The sequence below is a fragment of the Rhodococcus sp. As11 genome, from assembly GCF_048957735.1.
Classification (GTDB): Bacteria; Actinomycetota; Actinomycetes; order Mycobacteriales; family Mycobacteriaceae; genus Rhodococcus; species Rhodococcus gordoniae.
The window spans coordinates 323,103-339,950 of record NZ_JARDJE010000002.1 but is presented as its reverse complement, the minus strand read 5'-3'; the positions used below and the strand labels follow the sequence as shown (position 1 = coordinate 339,950).

The window sequence follows — 16,848 nt, the reverse complement described above, 5'->3', positions numbered from 1 at the left end:
ATCGGCGGGAGTTCGTGGTGTCGTGGTCCCGGACAGGATCCACGACCCTCATGGAGGGGATGACGGGAATCGAACCCGCGTAGCCAGTTTGGAAGACTGGGGCTCTACCATTGAGCTACATCCCCGTTGGGCTGCGGCGCCGGTGGTCGACCGGTGCTGCGGCTTGCGAGATGAGACTGTACCGGACCTCGCTTTGGATTTCATAATCGGGGGGCCGTAGGATTCTGCGATGGGTCCCGCGGGTCGATTGCGGGTGCCTTCACGACCGGGATGTGGCGCAGCTTGGTAGCGCATCCGCTTTGGGAGCGGAGGGTCGCAGGTTCGAATCCTGTCATCCCGACCAGATCGAACAGCGTCAGCGCGCTCAGTAGTGAACGAACGACCGACAAGAGAGCACGACAGAAGGAGCATGTCCGTGAAGAGCACCGTCGAGCAGCTGAGCCCGACGCGAGTCCGTATCAATGTTGAGGTGCCCTTCGAGGAGCTCCAGCCTGATTTCGACCGCGCTTTCAAGGCCCTCGCAGGCCAGGTTCGCATCCCGGGTTTCCGTCCCGGTAAGGCTCCTCGCAAGATCCTCGAGGCCCGCGTCGGCCGCGGCGCCGTCCTGGACCAGGTCATCAACGAGGCCATCCAGAGCCGTTACAGCGAGGCTGTGACCGCGAACGACGTCAAGGTCATCAGCCAGCCCGAGATCGACGTCACCAAGCTCGAGGACAACGTCGAGCTGGCGTTCACCGCCGAGGTCGACGTCCGACCCGAGATCACCCTCCCCGACTTCTCCGAGATCGCCGTCACCGTCGATCCCGTCGAGATCACCGACGAGGACATCGCCGAGCAGCTGCTGTCGCTGCGTCAGCGTTTCGGCACCCTGACGGGTGTGGAGCGTCCGGTGCAGGACGGCGACTTCGTCTCCATCGACCTGTCCGCGACGGTCGACGGCAACGAGGTTCCCGAGGCCGCCACCGAGGGCCTGTCGCACGAGGTCGGCTCCGGCCAGCTCATCGACGGCCTCGACGAGGCGATCATCGGCCTGTCGGCAGGCGAGTCGAAGGAGTTCACCTCCACGCTGGTCGCCGGCGAGTACGCCGGTAAGGAAGCCGTCGTCACCGTCAAGGTCAACACCGTCAAGCAGCGCGAGCTGCCCGAGGCCGACGACGAGTTCGCGCAGCTCGCGAGTGAGTTCGACACCATCGGCGAACTCGAGGCCGACCTCCGCGAGCGCGTCGAGCGCGTCAAGCAGGTCGAGCAGGCCGGACAGATCCGCGACAAGGTCCTCGAGGCCCTCCTCGAGACCGTCGAGATCCCGGTCCCCGAGGCCGCCGTCCAGGCCGAGGTCGACAGTGCGCTGCACGACGCGATCCACGAGCTCGGTCACGACGAGACCAAGCTGAACGAGCTGCTCGAGGGCCAGGGGTCGAGCCGTGAGGAGTTCGACAAGGAGGCACGCGAGTCCGCCGAGCGTTCGGTGAAGACCCAGCTGCTCCTCGACGCGATCGCCGAGGCGGAGAACACCACGGTCGAGCAGCAGGAGCTCACCGAGCGCATCTTCTTCCAGGCGCAGCGCTACGGCATCCCGCCGGAGCAGTTCATCCAGCAGATCAGCCAGGCCAACCAGCTCGGTGCCGTCTTCGCGGACGTCCGCCGCGGCAAGGCGCTCGGTACCGTCGTCGATCGCGCCACCGTGACCGACACCACGGGTGCGACCGTCGACACCGGTGAGCTGTTCGGCACGAGGAACGACGACGCCGCGGACGAGAACGCCGAGGCGGAGACCACCGAGGACTCGGCCTCCGAGTAGTCGGACGAGCCGCGGAGATTCGAGATCCGACGGACACGAATTTCCGCTTTGAGCGAAGAGGGGCGGCACCGGGCATCCGGTGCCGCCCCGTTTCGTTAGTGTCAGTGTCAGCAATCCACGATCGACGAGAAGGCAGGTACCCGTGACTCCTCAGAATCCGGCGACATCCATCGGTCCCACGATGACCTCGGCCACCGCTGGGCTGAACCTCAGCGACTCGGTGTACGAACGCCTGCTCCGCGAGCGCATCATCTTCCTGGGCACCCAGGTCGACGACGACATCGCGAACAAGCTGTGCGCGCAGATCCTTCTGCTGTCGGCCGAGGATCCCACCCGCGACATCTCCCTGTACATCAACTCGCCGGGCGGATCGGTCACCGCGGGCATGGCGATCTACGACACGATGAAGTTCGTCGAGTGCGATGTCGCGACCTTCGCGATGGGCCTGGCGGCCTCGATGGGGCAGTTCCTGCTCTCCGCCGGCACCAAGGGCAAGCGCTACGCCCTGCCGCACGCCCGGATCATGATGCATCAGCCGTCCGCGGGCATCGGTGGTACGGCGAGCGATATCGCGATCATGGCGGAGCAGTTCGCCCACACCAAGCGCGAGATGGCCGAGCTCATCGCCGAGCACACGGGCCAGACGGTGGAGCAGATCACCAAGGACTCCGACCGCGACCGCTGGTTCACGGCGCAGCAGGCGCTCGAGTACGGCTTCGTCGACCACGTCGTCTCCCGGGCTCAGCAGGCCGGCGGCACCGGCAACTAGGTCCCGGCCCGATCTGCCCTCACCCCACCGAATTCTTGGAGAAGCGATGACCAACATGTTCGATCCGCGCCAGCTCGGCGGCGCCGCTCCTGCCTCGCCCGCGAGCCGCTACATCCTTCCGTCGTTCATCGAGCACTCGAGCTACGGCGTCAAGGAATCCAACCCGTACAACAAGCTGTTCGAAGAACGCATCATCTTCCTCGGCGTCCAGGTCGACGACGCCTCTGCCAACGACGTGATGGCGCAGCTGCTGGTGCTCGAGTCGCTCGACCCGGACCGCGACATCACCATGTACATCAACTCGCCCGGCGGTTCGTTCACGTCGCTCATGGCGATCTACGACACCATGCAGTACGTGCGCGCCGACATCACCACGGTGTGCCTGGGCCAGGCGGCGTCGGCCGCGGCGGTCCTGCTCGCCGCCGGTACCCCCGGTAAGCGCCTCGCCCTGCCCAACGCCCGTGTGCTCATCCACCAGCCGGCGACGGGTGGAATCCAGGGGCAGGTCTCCGATCTCGAGATCCAGGCCGCCGAGATCGAGCGCATGCGCACCCTCATGGAGAACACGCTCGCGAAGCACACGGGCAAGGAGCCCGAGCAGATCCGCAAGGACACCGACCGCGACAAGATCCTCACCGCGGAGCAGGCCGTCGAATACGGTCTGATCGACCGGGTCCTGGAGTACCGGAAGCTCTCGGCCCAGAAGTAGAACGACGCAGGCGGTTCCGGGAGGCCCACCGCCTTCCGGAACCGCCACCGCCGGGACTGTGATCGCCGACACATGCGGTGCTGTACAAATATCACCGGAAACGCGCAGAACCGGTCGACCTGCGCGCCGACATCCGGGTACGGTCGATCAAAGGGCCCGCTCCCCGGGACCGCCTCGTGTGGTGGTTGCGGGACCGGTTGCACGCACACGAGGAAGTAGGGACCTGACTGATGGCACGTATCGGTGACGGCGGAGATCTGCTCAAGTGCTCCTTCTGCGGAAAGAGCCAGAAGCAGGTCAAGAAGCTCATTGCGGGCCCCGGTGTCTACATCTGCGACGAGTGCATCGATCTCTGCAACGAGATCATCGAAGAGGAACTCGCCGAGACCAGCGAGGTCAAGCTCGACGAACTGCCCAAGCCCGCCGAGATCCGCGATTTCCTCGACAACTACGTGATCGGCCAGGACTCCGCCAAGCGCACGCTGGCCGTGGCGGTCTACAACCACTACAAGCGCATCCAGGCCGGCGACAAGGCTCGCGACTCCCGTGGTGAGACGGTCGAACTCGCGAAGTCCAACATCCTGCTCCTGGGCCCCACGGGCTGCGGCAAGACCTATCTTGCGCAGACACTCGCGAAGATGCTCAACGTGCCCTTCGCGATTGCCGACGCCACCGCACTGACCGAGGCCGGTTACGTCGGTGAGGACGTCGAGAACATCCTCCTCAAGCTCATCCAGGCCGCCGACTACGACGTCAAGCGCGCCGAGACCGGCATCATCTACATCGACGAGGTCGACAAGATCGCCCGTAAGAGCGAGAACCCGTCGATCACCCGCGATGTCTCGGGCGAAGGTGTGCAGCAGGCGCTGCTGAAGATTCTCGAAGGCACCCAGGCCTCCGTCCCGCCGCAGGGTGGCCGCAAGCATCCGCACCAGGAATTCATCCAGATCGACACCACCAACGTCCTGTTCATCGTGGCAGGTGCGTTCGCCGGTCTCGAGAAGATCGTCTCCGACCGCGTCGGCAAGCGAGGCATCGGATTCGGCGCCGAGGTGCGGTCCAAGGCGGAGATCGACACCACCGATCACTTCGCCGACGTCATGCCCGAGGACCTCATCAAGTTCGGCCTGATCCCCGAGTTCATCGGTCGTCTGCCGATCCTCGCGTCGGTGACGAACCTCGACAAGGAATCCCTCGTCCAGATCCTGTCGGAGCCCAAGAACGCTCTGGTCAAGCAGTACGTGCGCTTGTTCGAGATGGACGGCGTCGAACTCGAGTTCTCCCAGGACGGTCTCGAAGCGGTTGCCGATCAGGCAATCCTCCGTGGCACCGGCGCTCGTGGGCTCCGTGCCATCATGGAGGAGGTTCTGCTGCCCGTGATGTACGACATCCCCAGCCGTGACGACGTCGCCAAGGTCGTGGTGACGGCCGAGACCGTCAACGACAACGTTCTCCCGACGATCGTGCCCCGCAAGGCCGATCGGGAGCGCCGCGACAAGAGCGCCTGATCCGTAGAACTCCGACTTCTCCACGAGCGCCCCGGCACGGACAGTGCCGGGGCGCTCGCCGTCGCGGGGCATCGAGTGCGACCTTCACCAGTCCCGCTCACCGGGAGTGGTGAATGTCACTGTGCGTGTGAGATGACACCTTGGCCGCATCTCATGCTCCTGTGTCGGAAGGACTCTCGATGTCGCTGAACCTCGCGGACCTGTTCGAAGCGATCGTCGACGCCGTGCCCGAACGGACGGCGATCGTCTGCGGCGACGAGCGACTCACCTACGGCGAACTCGATGCCGGCGCCAATCGCCTTGCCCACCATCTGGCCGGTGCGGGAGTGGGCGCCGGTGACCACGTCGGTCTGTACATGCGCAACAGCACGGAATTCGTCGAGTCGCTGCTCGCGTGCCTGAAGATCCGTGCGGTCCCGATCAATATCAACTTCCGGTACGTCGACGCGGAACTGGCCTATCTGTTCGACAATGCGGAACTCGTCGCCGTGATAGCCGACGGCGAGTTCGCCGGCACCACCACCGCGGTGCTGCCGCGAACACCCACGGTGCGGCACGTCGTCACCGTCGGATCGGTCGCCGACGTGGAATGGGGCGAGGTCACCGCCGTCGACTTCGGCAAGGCGACGGCCGGAGAGTCCGCCGAGCGCGACTTCCCGGCGCGTAGCGGCGACGATCTGTTCATCATCTACACCGGGGGAACGACGGGGCTGCCGAAGGGCGTGATGTGGCGGCACGAGGACTTCTTCCACGCGGCGCTGTCGGGCGGGAATCCGTTCGGCGAGCCTCACGCCGATGCCGCCGCAGTGGCGGCCGCGGCCGCACAGATGCCGGAGATGACCTGGATGCTCACCGCGCCCCTCATCCACGGTGCTGCCGTGTACAGCATGTTCAGTGGCTTCTGTCTCGGGACGGCGCAGGTGCTGATGCGGGGCTTCGACCCCGTGGAGGTGCTCGGTCTCATTCAACGTGAGCGGGTGATGACGATGACCATCGTCGGCGACGCCATGGCCCGCCCCCTCGCCGACGCGATCTCCGAGCACGGATCCGAGTACGACCTCACCTCGCTGTTCGTGGTGGGCTCCGGTGGTGCGCTGCTCTCTCGCAGCGTTCGCGAACAGTTGTCCTCGTTGCTCCCGAACGTCATGGTGCGCGACAATTTCGGTTCGTCGGAGTCCGGTACGGACGGCGAACTCGCCATCGGGGGCGACGGGACGATGCGTATCGCCCCGAAACCCACCGTGCGTGTCGTCGACGAACGGATGCGCCCGCTCGAGTCGGGTTCCGGCGAGATCGGCTACATCGCCCGCGCGGGGCACGTGCCGCTCGGCTACTGGGGCGATCCCGCGAAGACCGCAGCCACTTTCCCGGTCGTCGACGGCGTGCGCATGTCGGTTCTCGGTGACATGGCCCGGGTCGAGGAGGACGGCACGATCGTCCTGCTGGGCCGCGGATCGATGTGTATCAACACGGGAGGGGAGAAGGTGTTCCCCGAAGAGGTGGAGATGGCCGTGAAGAGTCATCCCGACGTCATGGATGTGCTCGTCGCCGGTGTCGACGACGAGCGTTACGGCCAGAGGGTCGGGGCCGTGATCCAGCCGCGCGAAGGGCACGATGTGCCGTCGCTCGACGAGCTGGCCGAGCACGTCGCCGGACTCATCGCTCGTTACAAGGTTCCGCGGGTGGTCGTCGGCGTGGATCACATCGTGCGTTCTCCTGCCGGCAAGGCCGACTACCGTTGGGCGAAGACGACACTCGAATCGTCCCGTTAGCGGCACCCCTCGTCCGGATGACGGTCGGGGCCAATCGACTCGGTGGCGAAACGCGCTGCGCGGACGAACATCTCGGTCACGTCGTCGTTCGGGTCGGATCTCCGGCGTCGAACGGTCGAGAGGTGCATCGCACCGATCGTTGCGGCGAGAAACTGTGGCGGGTGGTCGGTGCGTACCTCGTCGCGGGGCACACCGGCCTGCAGGATGCGGAGCAGTTCGCCGTCCGGCCGCTGCGTGCGCGCATCGCTGAGTTCCGTTGTCGCCATATCCTTCTCGAGCTCTCCGGGGGGGGAGATGGTCGAGACATCGCTCACCGGAACGGATGTCCGAAATCCGGGGACGATCGGGCTCGTTTCGTAGAGAGAACCGGAGGCATGGATGGCTACGGACGGTGTGGTACCGGAAGGCGCGGAACAGGAGATCAAGACCACCGAGACCGATCTCGATGCGCTGCGCGAGCAGTTGCAGGACTGGCTCGGCGAGCGTGTCGGGGCGACGGAAGCCCCGCGGGTGTACAACGTGACCCGCCCGACCCACTCCGGCATGTCCAGCATCTCCGTCCTGTTCGATCTCGACTGGAGCCGTAACGGGCAGCAGCAGACGGAACACCTGGTCGTCCGGCTCGCGCCCGAGGAGACGGCGTTCCCGGTGTTTCCCGGCTACGACCTGCAGCGTCAGTTCGACGTCATGGCCGCGGTGCGCGATCACGGCGCGGTGCCGGTGCCCGCGGTGCGGTGGGTGGAGTCCTCCTCGGGTCCGCTCGGCCGTCCCTTTCTCGTCATGGAACGTGCCGGAGGCGATGTGCCGGTGGACAATCCGCCGTACGTCTTCGGCGGTTGGCTCTACGAGACGAACGACGACGAGCGCGCGGCACTGGAGAAGGCCAGCGTGCGAGTGCTGGCGGCGATCCACGCCGTCGACGATCCGGCCTCGCGGATTCCGTCGCTCGCCGGGACGAACGGACTGTCGGGACTGCGACGGCACTTCGAGAACGAACGCGCCTACTACGAATGGACGCGTCGCGAAGACGGTCTGCGCATCCCGGTGCTGGAGAGGGCATTCGACTGGCTCGACGCCCACTGGCCTGCCGAACCGTCGTCCGACGTGCTGTGCTGGGGCGACGCCCGGATCGGGAACATCATGTACGACGGCACGACTCCCGTAGCGGTGCTGGACTGGGAGTCGGCTGCGCTCGCGCCCCGGGAGCTGGACCTCGGCTGGTTCATCTGTTTCCACCGCATCTTCCAGGACATCGCCGAACAGTTCTCGTTCCCCGGCCTCCCGAATTTCCTCCGACGTTCCGACGTGGTGGCGGAATACGAGAAGGCCGCCGGAGTCGAGGTGCGCGACCTCGACTTCTACCTCGTGTACGCCGCGCTGCGCCACGGCATCGTGATGTCGCAGATCGAGCGCCGGCGTATCCACTTCGGTGAGGTGGAACCACACGACGACCCGGACGCGTACGTCCTCCACCGCGACATGCTCGCGCGCTTGCTCGACGAATCCTACGAGTGGGAGAAGTGACCCGATGAAACCAGCTCCGCTCGACGAATTTCCGGTGCACCAGTCACCGCTGTCGATGGGACGGGTGGCGTCCACCGACCGGAACTTCTACGACCGCAACTATTTCAACGCCCACGACCGCACGGGCTCGATCTACCTCATCACCGGTTTCGGCGTCTACCCGAATCTGGGTGTGGTCGACGCCTTCGTCACGGTTCGGCACGGGGATTCCCAGGTAGCGGTCCGGTTCTCCGACGCTCTCGGAGAGCGGTCCATGGAGAGCGCGGTCGGTGGGTACCGGCTCGAGGTGATCGAACCCTTGCAGAGGATTCGCGTCGTCTGCGAACATGACGAGCTGTCCTGTGATCTCACCTGGGACGGGTCGTTCCCCGCGGTACTCGAAGAGGCACACATCCTGATGTCGGGTCCGCGCCCCATCCTGGACGCCTCCCGATTCGCTCAGGTCGGGAGCTGGTCGGGCAGCATCTGCGTGCAGGGCAAGGACTTCACGGTCGACCCGGACACCTGGATGGGTACGCGCGATCGCTCGTGGGGCATCCGCCCGGTGGGGGAGCCGGATCCGCAGGGGCGCTGGACATACGAGAACCGCGGTGGGCACTACTGGACGTACGCCCCTCTGCGATTCGACGACTTCGCACTCATGGTGATCGTCCAGGAATCGTCCGACGGCCATCGCACGCTCAATCACGCCACGCGCGTCTTCCCCGACGGTAGCGTCGAGCAGCTCGGGTGGCCGCGCCTCGAGGTGAACTACCGCAGCGGCACGCGCCACCCCGAATCCGCGCGCATCCACCTCACCACGCCGGAGGGGAAGCCCCTGGTCGTCGAGGTGGAGAACCTCGGGTTCATCTCTCTGAGCCACGGTGCCGGATACGGCGGCGACCCCGAATGGACGCACGGTGAGTGGCGCGGGGAGAACTGGTCGTCCGCGTCGGTGGTGGATACCACCACTGCGGAGTTCCACGGCCGGTTGCCGTATTCGACGATCGATCACATCGCACGAGCGACGATCGACGGGCAGGTCGGTTGGGGGATGTTCGAGCACGCGGTCATGGGCCGGCACGACCCGTCCGGTTTCGTCGGCTGGACGGACATGGCGCCGTAGCGGCTGCCGGCGACGAGCACCTCCGACCGAGCAGGCTGCGGTCGGAGGTGCTGTCGTCCTCAGGCGGATGTCCGGTCAACGCAGCTTGATGGTCCCACCGTCGACCATGAGCGTCTGACCGGTCATGTAGGACGCGTCGTCGCTGGCCAGGAAGACTGCGACCCGGCCGACGTCGGCCTGCGGGTCGCCGAAACGGTGCATCGGCGTCTTCGCCAGGAGTGCCTGCTCGACGCCGGGGTGGGCCGCGATGTACGCCTCGATGCCCTCGGTCAGCGCCAGAGGAGAGATGACGTTGACGTTGATGCCGTCCGCGGCCCACTCGTTTGCCGCGACCCGGCTGATCGCCCGGATCGCTTCCTTGGCGGCCGCGTACGAACTCTGCGTCACGCTTCCTTCGATGCCGGCTCCTGATGCGAAGTTGATCACCGAGCCCTTGTTCGCGGCGAGCTGGGCGTGTGCTGCTTTCATCAACCGGAATGTCGGGTAGAAGCCCGTGCCGAACGACAGGTCGAGCATGTCCTGCGTGGTTTCCAGCAGGGGCGCCTGCCTCGAGACGTGCGCGTTGTTGACGAGTACGTCGACCTTGCCGAACTGTTCGACGGCGGTGGCGACGATCGTCTCGGCGGCCGACTCCTCGGAGATGTCCGCGTACGAGAACTTCCCGGCTCCGCCGAGTTCGGCTTCGAGTGCCTCGCCCGCGGACCGGTCGATGTCGACGAACAGGACCCGTGCGCCCTCTTCCGCGAACGCCCGGACGATGCCGCGCCCGATTCCTCCGGCGCCGCCGGTGACGATCGCAACCTTGCCTGCAAGCCTCATGCCGTGTTCCCTTCGTCGTGCGGTGCCGGGTGGTCAGTCGACGGCCAGTGCGACCTTCTCGAGTTCCGCGATGCTGTATGCAGCGTAGGTCTCGTACGGGCCACGACCGGCGAAATACGAGGAAAGCTGCTCGTCGAGTTCCTCGACCGTGAAAGCCGAACCGGCCGCGTCGAAACGGTTCTCGACCTTCGGCGAGGCCATGAGCGCGACCATCTTGCCGTAGACGACGAACACCTGCCCGGTGATCTCCGCGGAGGCCGGGGAGGCGAGATAACTCACCAGAGTGCCGACACGCTCGGGGGCCAGCGGATCGAGTCCGGTCGTGCCGTCGGCTTCACCGAATGCCTCGGCGGTCATCGCGGTGCGTGCGCGGGGGCAGATCGCGTTCGCGGTGACTCCGTAGCGGGCCAGCCCTTGAGCCGTGGACAGGGTGAGCGCCGTGATTCCGGCCTTCGCGGCGGAATAGTTCGGCTGCCCGGCCGAACCGAACAGGAAGGCCTCCGACGAGGTGTTGACGATACGACCGTAGACCGGTCCGCCGGCTGCCTTGCTCGCCTGGCGCCAGTGCACCGCGGCGGCGTGCGATGTGGCGGCGTGACCCTTGAGGTGGACCCGGATCACGTCGTCCCAGTCGGACTCGGTCAGGTTGAAGATCATCTTGTCGCGGATGATGCCCGCATTGTTGACGAGGATGTCGAAGGATCCGAAGGCCTTGACGGACTCCTCGACGAGACGGCTTCCGAGAGACCAGTCGGACACATCGCCGGTCACCGCGATGGCCCGGCCACCGGTGGCGACGATCTCCTCTGCGACCTCGTGTGCCGCGTCGCCCATGTCGTTGACGACGACGGCGGCACCCGCTGCGGCGAGGGCGAGGGCCTCGGCCCGCCCCAGGCCCGCTCCGGCACCGGTCACGACCGCGGCACGCCCGGTCAGGCTCACAGATTCACCCATGCTTCGTCTCCTGTTCGGTTGCCGTGGTCCGTCATCATTCCGCGGCTGAATTAGTATTCATTCTAGTTTGCGGGTGTGTGCGATTCGACTGTCGACACGGTCCCGCTGGATGGGATCGGGTGGACCCCGACCTGTTCCACCTGGAACGTTCGTCGCCGACGACGGGTGGGTGCCGACCGATCACGAAGGGGAGGAGTCGAGCATGCCGAGACTTGCGGAAGTGCGGGATGCGGCCGAGCCGAACTCGGCCGAGCAGCACGCGCGGTACGGCAGGATCATCGATGCCGCAGCGCAACTGGGTGCCGAGAAGGAGCTCGAGCGGGTTCGGATGCAGGAGGTCGCCGAACTTGCCGGGGTCGCCATCGGCACCCTCTATCGGTACTTCCCGTCCAAGACGCATCTGTTCGTCGCGGTCATGGTGGACCAGATCGACCGCATGGGTATTCATCTTTCCAGACGTTCGCGTCCGTCCGCTGCGCCCGCGGACGCGGTCTACGACGCGTTGCTGCAGGCCACTCGGGCGCTGGTGCGAGCACCGCTGCTGGCCAACGCGATGATCCAGTCCGCCGCCTCGTCGAACGCCGCCACCATTCCCGATGTGGCGAAGATCGATCGGCACTTCGACGGACGGCTCCTGGCCGCCGCGGGTATCGACGAGCCGACCGTTCGTGACGTGACCGTCGTGCGATTGCTGGTGGCGCTGTGGTTCGGGCTCGTCCGATCGGCGCTCAACGGCCGGATGTCGATCCCCGAGGTCGAATCCGACCTGCGTGTCGCGTGCGACCTTCTGCTCGTCGATCTGTCCGCCGGCGTGCGCTGACGGGCAGGCCCGGGAATCGAATCCGCAAGGGCTGTCCCGCTCGGTGGGACGGCTCGGAAATCTGCGGTCTGCGTCACTAGAATAAATTTCAATATCCTCGAAGAGCTGGGAGTGGGCATGAGCAACGTCGTCATCGTGGAGGCCGCGCGGACACCGATCGGTCGTCGCCGCGGACAGCTGGCCGGGGTGCATCCCGCGGTGTTGCTCGGTGCCGCCCAGAAGGCCGTTCTCGACCGCACCGGACTGCCCGCCGATCAGGTCGGCCAGATCGTCGGAGGCGCGGTCACGCAGGCGGGGGAGCAGTCCAACAACGTGACCCGCCAGGCGTGGCTCCACGCGGGACTTCCGTACACGACCGCCGCGACGACCATCGACTGCGCGTGCAGTTCGTCGCAGCAGGCCGTCCATATGGTCGCCGGACTGATCGCGTCCGGTCAGATCGATGCCGGAATCGGGTGCGGCGTCGAGGTCATGAGCCGGGTATTCCTCGGTCAGGCCAACGCACCGGGCACCGGCAACCCTTATCCGGACGACTGGTCCATCGACATGGGTGACCAGTTCACCTCAGCCGAGCGGATCGCCGCGAAGCGCGGGATCAAGCGCGACGACGTCGACGCCCTCGGGCTCGAGTCGCAGCGGCGCGCCGCGGCCGCCTGGGCGGAAGGCCGCTTCGACCGCGAGATCGTCCCGGTGCAGGCGCCCGTCGTGACGAAGGAAGGCGAGCCCACCGGTGAGATCGCGACCGTGACCCGCGACGGTGGGCTCCGCGAGACCACCGCAGAAGGGCTTGCCGGCCTCCGTCCGGTGATCGAGAACGGAATCCACACCGCGGGCAACTCCTCCCAGGTCAGCGACGGTGCCGCCGCGGTGCTGCTGATGAGCGAGGACAAGGCACGCGAAGCCGGTCTGCGGCCGCGTGCGCGCATCCTCGCGTCGACCCTGATCGGTTCCGACCCGTACTACCACCTCGACGGCCCCGTCGACGCGACCCGCGCGGTGCTCGATCGAACCGGAATGTCGTTGTCGGACATCGACATCGTCGAGATCAACGAAGCTTTCGCCTCCGTCGTGCTGTCCTGGGCCCAGGTCCACGGGGCCGACATGAGCAAGGTCAACGTCAACGGCGGTGCCATCGCGCTCGGACATCCCGTCGGTTCCACGGGATCCCGGCTGATCACCACTGCCCTGCACGAACTCGAGCGTTCGAACCGTTCCACGGCGCTGGTCACGATGTGTGCGGGTGGCGCCATGGCCACCGCCACCATCATCGAGCGCATCTGACGTCGGACATTCTTCTATCCAAAGGACCGTTCATGACTCTGGGATTGAGTGACGAGGACCGCGAAATCCGCGATTCCGTACGCGGCTGGGCGGCTCGGCACGCGACAGCCGACGTGATCCGCGCGGCTGTCGAAGCGAAAACCGAAGCGCGCCCGCCTTACTGGAGTTCGCTCGCCGAACTCGGCATGCTCGGACTGCACCTACCGGAAGAGGTGGGAGGTGCCGGATTCGGCCTGCTCGGAACCGCGATCGTCGCGGAGGAACTCGGACGATCGATGGTGCCCGGCCCGTTCCTTCCGACCGTGATCGTCTCGGCGGTCCTGAACGAGGCGGGGCGTCGTACCGAACTCGACGGACTCGCGGACGGATCGCTGTTCGGTGCGGTGTCCCTGCAGCCGGGGGACATGCGAGTCGTGCGAGAGGGCGACTCCGTCACCCTCTCGGGCACCTCGGGTGTCGTGCTCGGCGGCCAGGTCGCCGATGTGTTCCTGCTCGCGGCCGACGACGACGGCGAGACGGCGTTCGTCGTCGTCACGCGTGATCGGGTCGACGTCGCGCACCTGCCCAGCTACGACGTGGTCCGACGGAACGCCGAGATCACCGTGGACGGCCTGGACCTGTCCGACGACGATGTGCTGCGACTGGACTCGCAGCGGGTCGTGGATATCGCCGCCACGCTGTTCGCCGCCGAGTCGGCCGGCCTCGCGGACCGGGCCACCACCACCGCCGCGGACTACGCACGCGTCCGCAAGCAGTTCGGACGGGTCATCGGCCAGTTCCAGGGCGTCAAGCACACTGTCGCCCGAATGCTCTGCCTCACCGAGCAGGCGCGCGTCGTGGCATGGGATGCCGCGCGAGCACTCGACGAGAAGGCATCCGAGGACGAGGCGTCGCTCGCCGTCGCCGTGGCGGCGTCCATCGCCCCGGAAGCGGCCTTCCAGGTCACCAAGAACTGCATCCAGGTGCTCGGCGGCATCGGCTACACCTGGGAGCACGACGCCCATCTGTACATGCGACGCGCTCAGTCGCTTCGCCTGCTGCTCGGCTCCACGGCATCCTGGCGCCGCCGGGTCGCCCGTCTCACGCTCGGCGGTGCCCGCCGTGTGCTGAGTGTCGACCTGCCGGCCGAGGCCGAAGAGATCCGTACCGACATCCGCGCAGAGCTCGAGCCGGCCACCTCGCTCGAGGGGGCGGCACGCAAGGCATATCTGGCCGAGAAGGGATACACCGCTCCGCATCTGCCCGCACCGTGGGGCAAGGCCGCCGACGCCGTCACGCAGCTCGTCGTCGCCGAGGAACTGCGGACCGCCGGCCTCGAACCGCACGACATGATCATCGGCAACTGGGTGGTGCCGACCCTGATCGCACACGGCAGCACCGACCAGATCGAGCGCTTCGTCCCGCAGTCGCTGCGCGGGGATCTCGTGTGGTGCCAGCTGTTCTCCGAACCCGGCGCCGGATCGGACCTCGCGGGTCTGTCCACGAAGGCCGTCAAGGTCGACGGCGGATGGAAGCTCGACGGGCAGAAGGTGTGGACGTCGATGGCGCGCGTTGCGGATTGGGGCATCTGCCTCGCCCGCACCGACATGAATGCACCCAAGCACAAGGGCCTGTCCTACTTCCTGATCGACATCAAGAACACCGAGGGTCTCGATATCCGGCCACTGCGGGAGATCACCGGCGAGGCATTGTTCAACGAGGTCTTCCTCGACGGTGTGTTCGTGCCCGACGAGTGCCTCGTCGGTGAGCAGGGCGACGGGTGGAAGCTCGCCCGCACCACCCTCGCCAACGAACGTGTCTCCCTCTCCCACGACTCCTCCTTCGGAGCCGGCTGCGAGGCTCTGGCGACGCTGGCGGAGAACACCCCCGGCGGGCCGGACGACGAACAGCTCACCGTCCTCGGCAAGGTGCTCGGCGATGCCGCGTCCGGTGGCCTCATGGGTCTGCGCACCGCGCTGCGCTCCCTGGCCGGTGCGCAGCCCGGCCCCGAGTCCTCCGTCGCCAAGCTGCTCGGTGTCGAGCACCTCCAGCAGGTCTGGGAGACCGCGATGGATTGGGCCGGCCCGGCCTCTCTGCTCGACGACCAGGACCGCACCTCGGCCACCCACATGTTCCTCAACGTGCAGTGCATGTCCATCGCCGGCGGGACGACCAATGTCCAGCTCAACATCATCGGTGAGCGGCTTCTCGGCCTGCCCCGCGATCCCGAACCCGGAAAGTGAGTGCCCATGCCCATCGACAGGGATGTCGCACTGTCCGCCGCCCCCACCACCCGTGAGGCCGCCTGGACCGACCGCGACGTGATCCTCTACCACCTCGGGCTGGGGGCGGGCGCCGACTCGCTCGACCCCGCCGAACTGCGGTGGGTCTACGAGAAGAACCTGCAGGTCCTGCCGACCTTCGCAATGGTTGCGGGGCAAGGGGTCTCCGCCGGACAGGTGTCGCCGGCCGGAATGAACCTGCCGGGAATCGACATCGATCTGCGCAAGATCCTCCACGGTGGGCAATCCGTCACCGTGCACGCCCCGATCCCGGCCTCCGGTTCCGCGACGATCTCGTCGCGTATCGCGGATGTATGGGACAAGGGCAAGGCCGCGGTGATCGTGCTCGAACAGTCCGCCACGGACGGCGACGGAAACCCGTTGTGGACCAGTGCGATGCAGATCTGGGCGCGCGGTGAGGGCGGGTTCGGCGGCAACCCCGGACCCGACACGTCGACCACCGTTCCGGAACGGGAGGCCGACAAGATCCTCGTGTCGCCCACGAGCACACAGCAGGCGCTGGTGTACCGACTCAGCGGCGACCTCAACCCGCTGCACGCCGACCCCGACTTCGCGAAGACGGCGGGGTTCGACCGGCCGATCCTGCACGGCCTCGCGTCGTACGGTGTCGTGTGCAAGGCCGTCGTCGACGGTGTGCTGGACGGCGATCCCACCCGTGTCCGGTCGTTCTCGGTCCGCTTCGCCGGTTCGCTGTACCCGGGGGAGACGATCGAGACGGCGGTGTGGCGCGACGGCGACACCCTGACCCTGCTCGCCACCTGCCCCGAGCGCGACGGACAACCGGTGCTCACCCACGCCACGATGGAGATCCGATGAGAGTCGACCCCGATACCCACCCCATCGTCGGGCACGCGCCCGCCGGCACGGTGCTGACCTCGGCGCCGCAGGACACCGCCGTCGACCGCGCCACCGCTGCCGCACGGCGCGTGGTGGACGCGCTGTTGCGCACCGACCGCGCCAACGCGAATCTCGAGCGGGTCGCGGAAGAACTCGACAGCATCGCCGAGCACCTCGAGGAACATGCCCCCGAGGTGCAGGAGCGACTGGTCGACATGTGGCACGGAGAGGGCGTCACCCGGCACGACCCCGTCACCGGACCCGAGAATGCGCTCGCGCCGCCGCTGGTTCTCTCCGGGCGCGAGGACGGCTCGGTGGAAGGCGTCGTCGAACTGACCTTCCCGTACCAGGGTCCGCCCGGGCACGTGCACGGCGGAGTCTCGGCGCTTCTGCTCGATCACACGCTGGGTGTGGCGAACGCGTGGGCCGGACGCAGCGGTGCCACCGCCCAGCTGAACGTGCGGTACCACCGTCCGACGCCCTTGTTCGAACCGCTGACGGTCACCGGTCGTCTGGTCGAGCAGGACGGCCGCAAGATCAACACGGCCGGGGAGATCAGGACCGCGGACGGCACGGTGTGCGTGTCCGTCGAGGCACTGTTCATCGACAAGACGGTTCCCCGTCCTCGCTGACGGTCGCCATCACTCACCTCACCGGATCGGAGAGAACC

The 16,848-nt window shown here is 66.7% G+C and carries 15 protein-coding genes and 2 tRNA genes; 13 read left to right on the top strand and 4 right to left on the bottom strand.

What is annotated here, in order from left to right:
- Positions 1-51: 51 nt before the first annotated feature.
- Positions 52-125: transfer RNA gene (locus PV766_RS04005), tRNA-Gly, on the bottom strand.
- 141 nt (positions 126-266) lie between these two features.
- Here PV766_RS04005 and PV766_RS04000 point away from each other — a divergent pair.
- The 6 genes from PV766_RS04000 (at position 267) to PV766_RS03975 (ending at position 6,556) form a co-directional block, all read left to right on the top strand.
- Positions 267-343: transfer RNA gene (locus PV766_RS04000), tRNA-Pro, on the top strand.
- A 72-nt stretch (positions 344-415) separates the two neighbouring features.
- Positions 416-1,798 (top strand): trigger factor, encoded by a 1,383-nt coding sequence (tig, locus tag PV766_RS03995; RefSeq protein ID WP_421096439.1) that lies wholly within the window; start codon positions 416-418, stop codon positions 1,796-1,798.
- A 142-nt stretch (positions 1,799-1,940) separates the two neighbouring features.
- Positions 1,941-2,567 carry an ATP-dependent Clp protease proteolytic subunit gene (locus tag PV766_RS03990; RefSeq protein ID WP_016933881.1) on the top strand — a complete coding sequence of 209 codons (627 nt, stop codon included), beginning with the start codon at positions 1,941-1,943 and terminating at the stop codon, positions 2,565-2,567.
- A gap of 46 nt (positions 2,568-2,613) precedes the next feature.
- Complete coding sequence (locus tag PV766_RS03985; protein WP_064063322.1) at positions 2,614-3,276, top strand: ATP-dependent Clp protease proteolytic subunit; 663 nt, start codon at positions 2,614-2,616, stop codon at positions 3,274-3,276.
- A 230-nt stretch (positions 3,277-3,506) separates the two neighbouring features.
- Positions 3,507-4,784, top strand: coding sequence for an ATP-dependent Clp protease ATP-binding subunit ClpX (gene clpX / locus PV766_RS03980; protein WP_016933877.1), 1,278 nt, complete (start codon positions 3,507-3,509; stop codon positions 4,782-4,784).
- A 179-nt stretch (positions 4,785-4,963) separates the two neighbouring features.
- A complete protein-coding gene (locus PV766_RS03975) occupies positions 4,964-6,556 on the top strand; it encodes an acyl-CoA synthetase (RefSeq protein ID WP_421096438.1) in 1,593 nt (530 codons plus the stop codon).
- Here the strand turns inward: PV766_RS03975 and PV766_RS03970 are convergent.
- Positions 6,553-6,822 carry a hypothetical protein gene (locus PV766_RS03970; protein ID WP_064063323.1) on the bottom strand — a complete coding sequence of 90 codons (270 nt, stop codon included), beginning with the start codon at positions 6,820-6,822 and terminating at the stop codon, positions 6,553-6,555. The genes PV766_RS03975 and PV766_RS03970 overlap by 4 nt on opposite strands.
- A 112-nt stretch (positions 6,823-6,934) precedes the next feature.
- Between PV766_RS03970 and PV766_RS03965 the strand changes: the two genes are divergently transcribed.
- On the top strand, positions 6,935-8,080 hold the full coding sequence (locus tag PV766_RS03965; protein ID WP_421096437.1) for a phosphotransferase family protein: 1,146 nt from the start codon (positions 6,935-6,937) through the stop codon (positions 8,078-8,080).
- 4 nt (positions 8,081-8,084) lie between these two features.
- On the top strand, positions 8,085-9,185 hold the full coding sequence (locus PV766_RS03960) for a DUF7064 domain-containing protein (protein WP_421096436.1): 1,101 nt from the start codon (positions 8,085-8,087) through the stop codon (positions 9,183-9,185).
- A 75-nt stretch (positions 9,186-9,260) separates the two neighbouring features.
- Here the strand turns inward: PV766_RS03960 and PV766_RS03955 are convergent, their stop codons facing one another.
- Positions 9,261-10,004: an SDR family NAD(P)-dependent oxidoreductase gene (locus tag PV766_RS03955; protein WP_064063326.1), complete on the bottom strand. Its 744-nt coding sequence runs from the start codon at positions 10,002-10,004 to the stop codon at positions 9,261-9,263.
- Positions 10,005-10,037: 33 nt separating this feature from the next.
- Positions 10,038-10,958: a 3-oxoacyl-ACP reductase gene (locus tag PV766_RS03950; RefSeq protein WP_016934638.1), complete on the bottom strand. Its 921-nt coding sequence runs from the start codon at positions 10,956-10,958 to the stop codon at positions 10,038-10,040.
- A gap of 202 nt (positions 10,959-11,160) precedes the next feature.
- Here PV766_RS03950 and PV766_RS03945 point away from each other — a divergent pair, with 202 nt between their 5' ends.
- The 5 genes from PV766_RS03945 to PV766_RS03925 all read left to right on the top strand — a co-directional run bounded on the left by PV766_RS03945 (position 11,161) and on the right by PV766_RS03925 (position 16,810).
- Entirely contained in the window at positions 11,161-11,778 is a 618-nt protein-coding gene (locus PV766_RS03945) for a TetR family transcriptional regulator (protein ID WP_026003400.1), read from the top strand.
- 117 nt (positions 11,779-11,895) lie between these two features.
- Positions 11,896-13,059 (top strand): steroid 3-ketoacyl-CoA thiolase, encoded by a 1,164-nt coding sequence (locus tag PV766_RS03940; RefSeq protein ID WP_064063327.1) that lies wholly within the window; start codon positions 11,896-11,898, stop codon positions 13,057-13,059.
- 32 nt (positions 13,060-13,091) lie between these two features.
- Positions 13,092-15,281, top strand: coding sequence for an acyl-CoA dehydrogenase (locus PV766_RS03935; protein ID WP_421096435.1), 2,190 nt, complete (start codon positions 13,092-13,094; stop codon positions 15,279-15,281).
- A 6-nt stretch (positions 15,282-15,287) separates the two neighbouring features.
- Positions 15,288-16,157: a MaoC/PaaZ C-terminal domain-containing protein gene (locus PV766_RS03930; protein WP_421096434.1), complete on the top strand. Its 870-nt coding sequence runs from the start codon at positions 15,288-15,290 to the stop codon at positions 16,155-16,157.
- Positions 16,154-16,810, top strand: coding sequence for a PaaI family thioesterase (locus tag PV766_RS03925; protein ID WP_016935183.1), 657 nt, complete (start codon positions 16,154-16,156; stop codon positions 16,808-16,810). The genes PV766_RS03930 and PV766_RS03925 overlap by 4 nt, the downstream gene beginning before the upstream one ends.
- The last annotated feature ends 38 nt before the right edge of the window (positions 16,811-16,848 follow it).

Coding starts and splice junctions, on each gene's coding strand:
- PV766_RS03985 (WP_064063322.1), top strand. CDS start 2,614: ATGACCAACATGTTCGATCCGCGCCAGCTCGGCGGCGCCGCTCCTGCC.
- clpX (WP_016933877.1), top strand. CDS start 3,507: ATGGCACGTATCGGTGACGGCGGAGATCTGCTCAAGTGCTCCTTCTGC.
- PV766_RS03975 (WP_421096438.1), top strand. CDS start 4,964: ATGTCGCTGAACCTCGCGGACCTGTTCGAAGCGATCGTCGACGCCGTG.
- PV766_RS03970 (WP_064063323.1), bottom strand. CDS start 6,822: ATGGCGACAACGGAACTCAGCGATGCGCGCACGCAGCGGCCGGACGGC.
- PV766_RS03965 (WP_421096437.1), top strand. CDS start 6,935: ATGGCTACGGACGGTGTGGTACCGGAAGGCGCGGAACAGGAGATCAAG.
- PV766_RS03960 (WP_421096436.1), top strand. CDS start 8,085: ATGAAACCAGCTCCGCTCGACGAATTTCCGGTGCACCAGTCACCGCTG.
- PV766_RS03955 (WP_064063326.1), bottom strand. CDS start 10,004: ATGAGGCTTGCAGGCAAGGTTGCGATCGTCACCGGCGGCGCCGGAGGA.
- PV766_RS03950 (WP_016934638.1), bottom strand. CDS start 10,958: ATGGGTGAATCTGTGAGCCTGACCGGGCGTGCCGCGGTCGTGACCGGT.
- PV766_RS03945 (WP_026003400.1), top strand. CDS start 11,161: ATGCCGAGACTTGCGGAAGTGCGGGATGCGGCCGAGCCGAACTCGGCC.
- PV766_RS03940 (WP_064063327.1), top strand. CDS start 11,896: ATGAGCAACGTCGTCATCGTGGAGGCCGCGCGGACACCGATCGGTCGT.
- PV766_RS03935 (WP_421096435.1), top strand. CDS start 13,092: ATGACTCTGGGATTGAGTGACGAGGACCGCGAAATCCGCGATTCCGTA.
- PV766_RS03930 (WP_421096434.1), top strand. CDS start 15,288: ATGCCCATCGACAGGGATGTCGCACTGTCCGCCGCCCCCACCACCCGT.
- PV766_RS03925 (WP_016935183.1), top strand. CDS start 16,154: ATGAGAGTCGACCCCGATACCCACCCCATCGTCGGGCACGCGCCCGCC.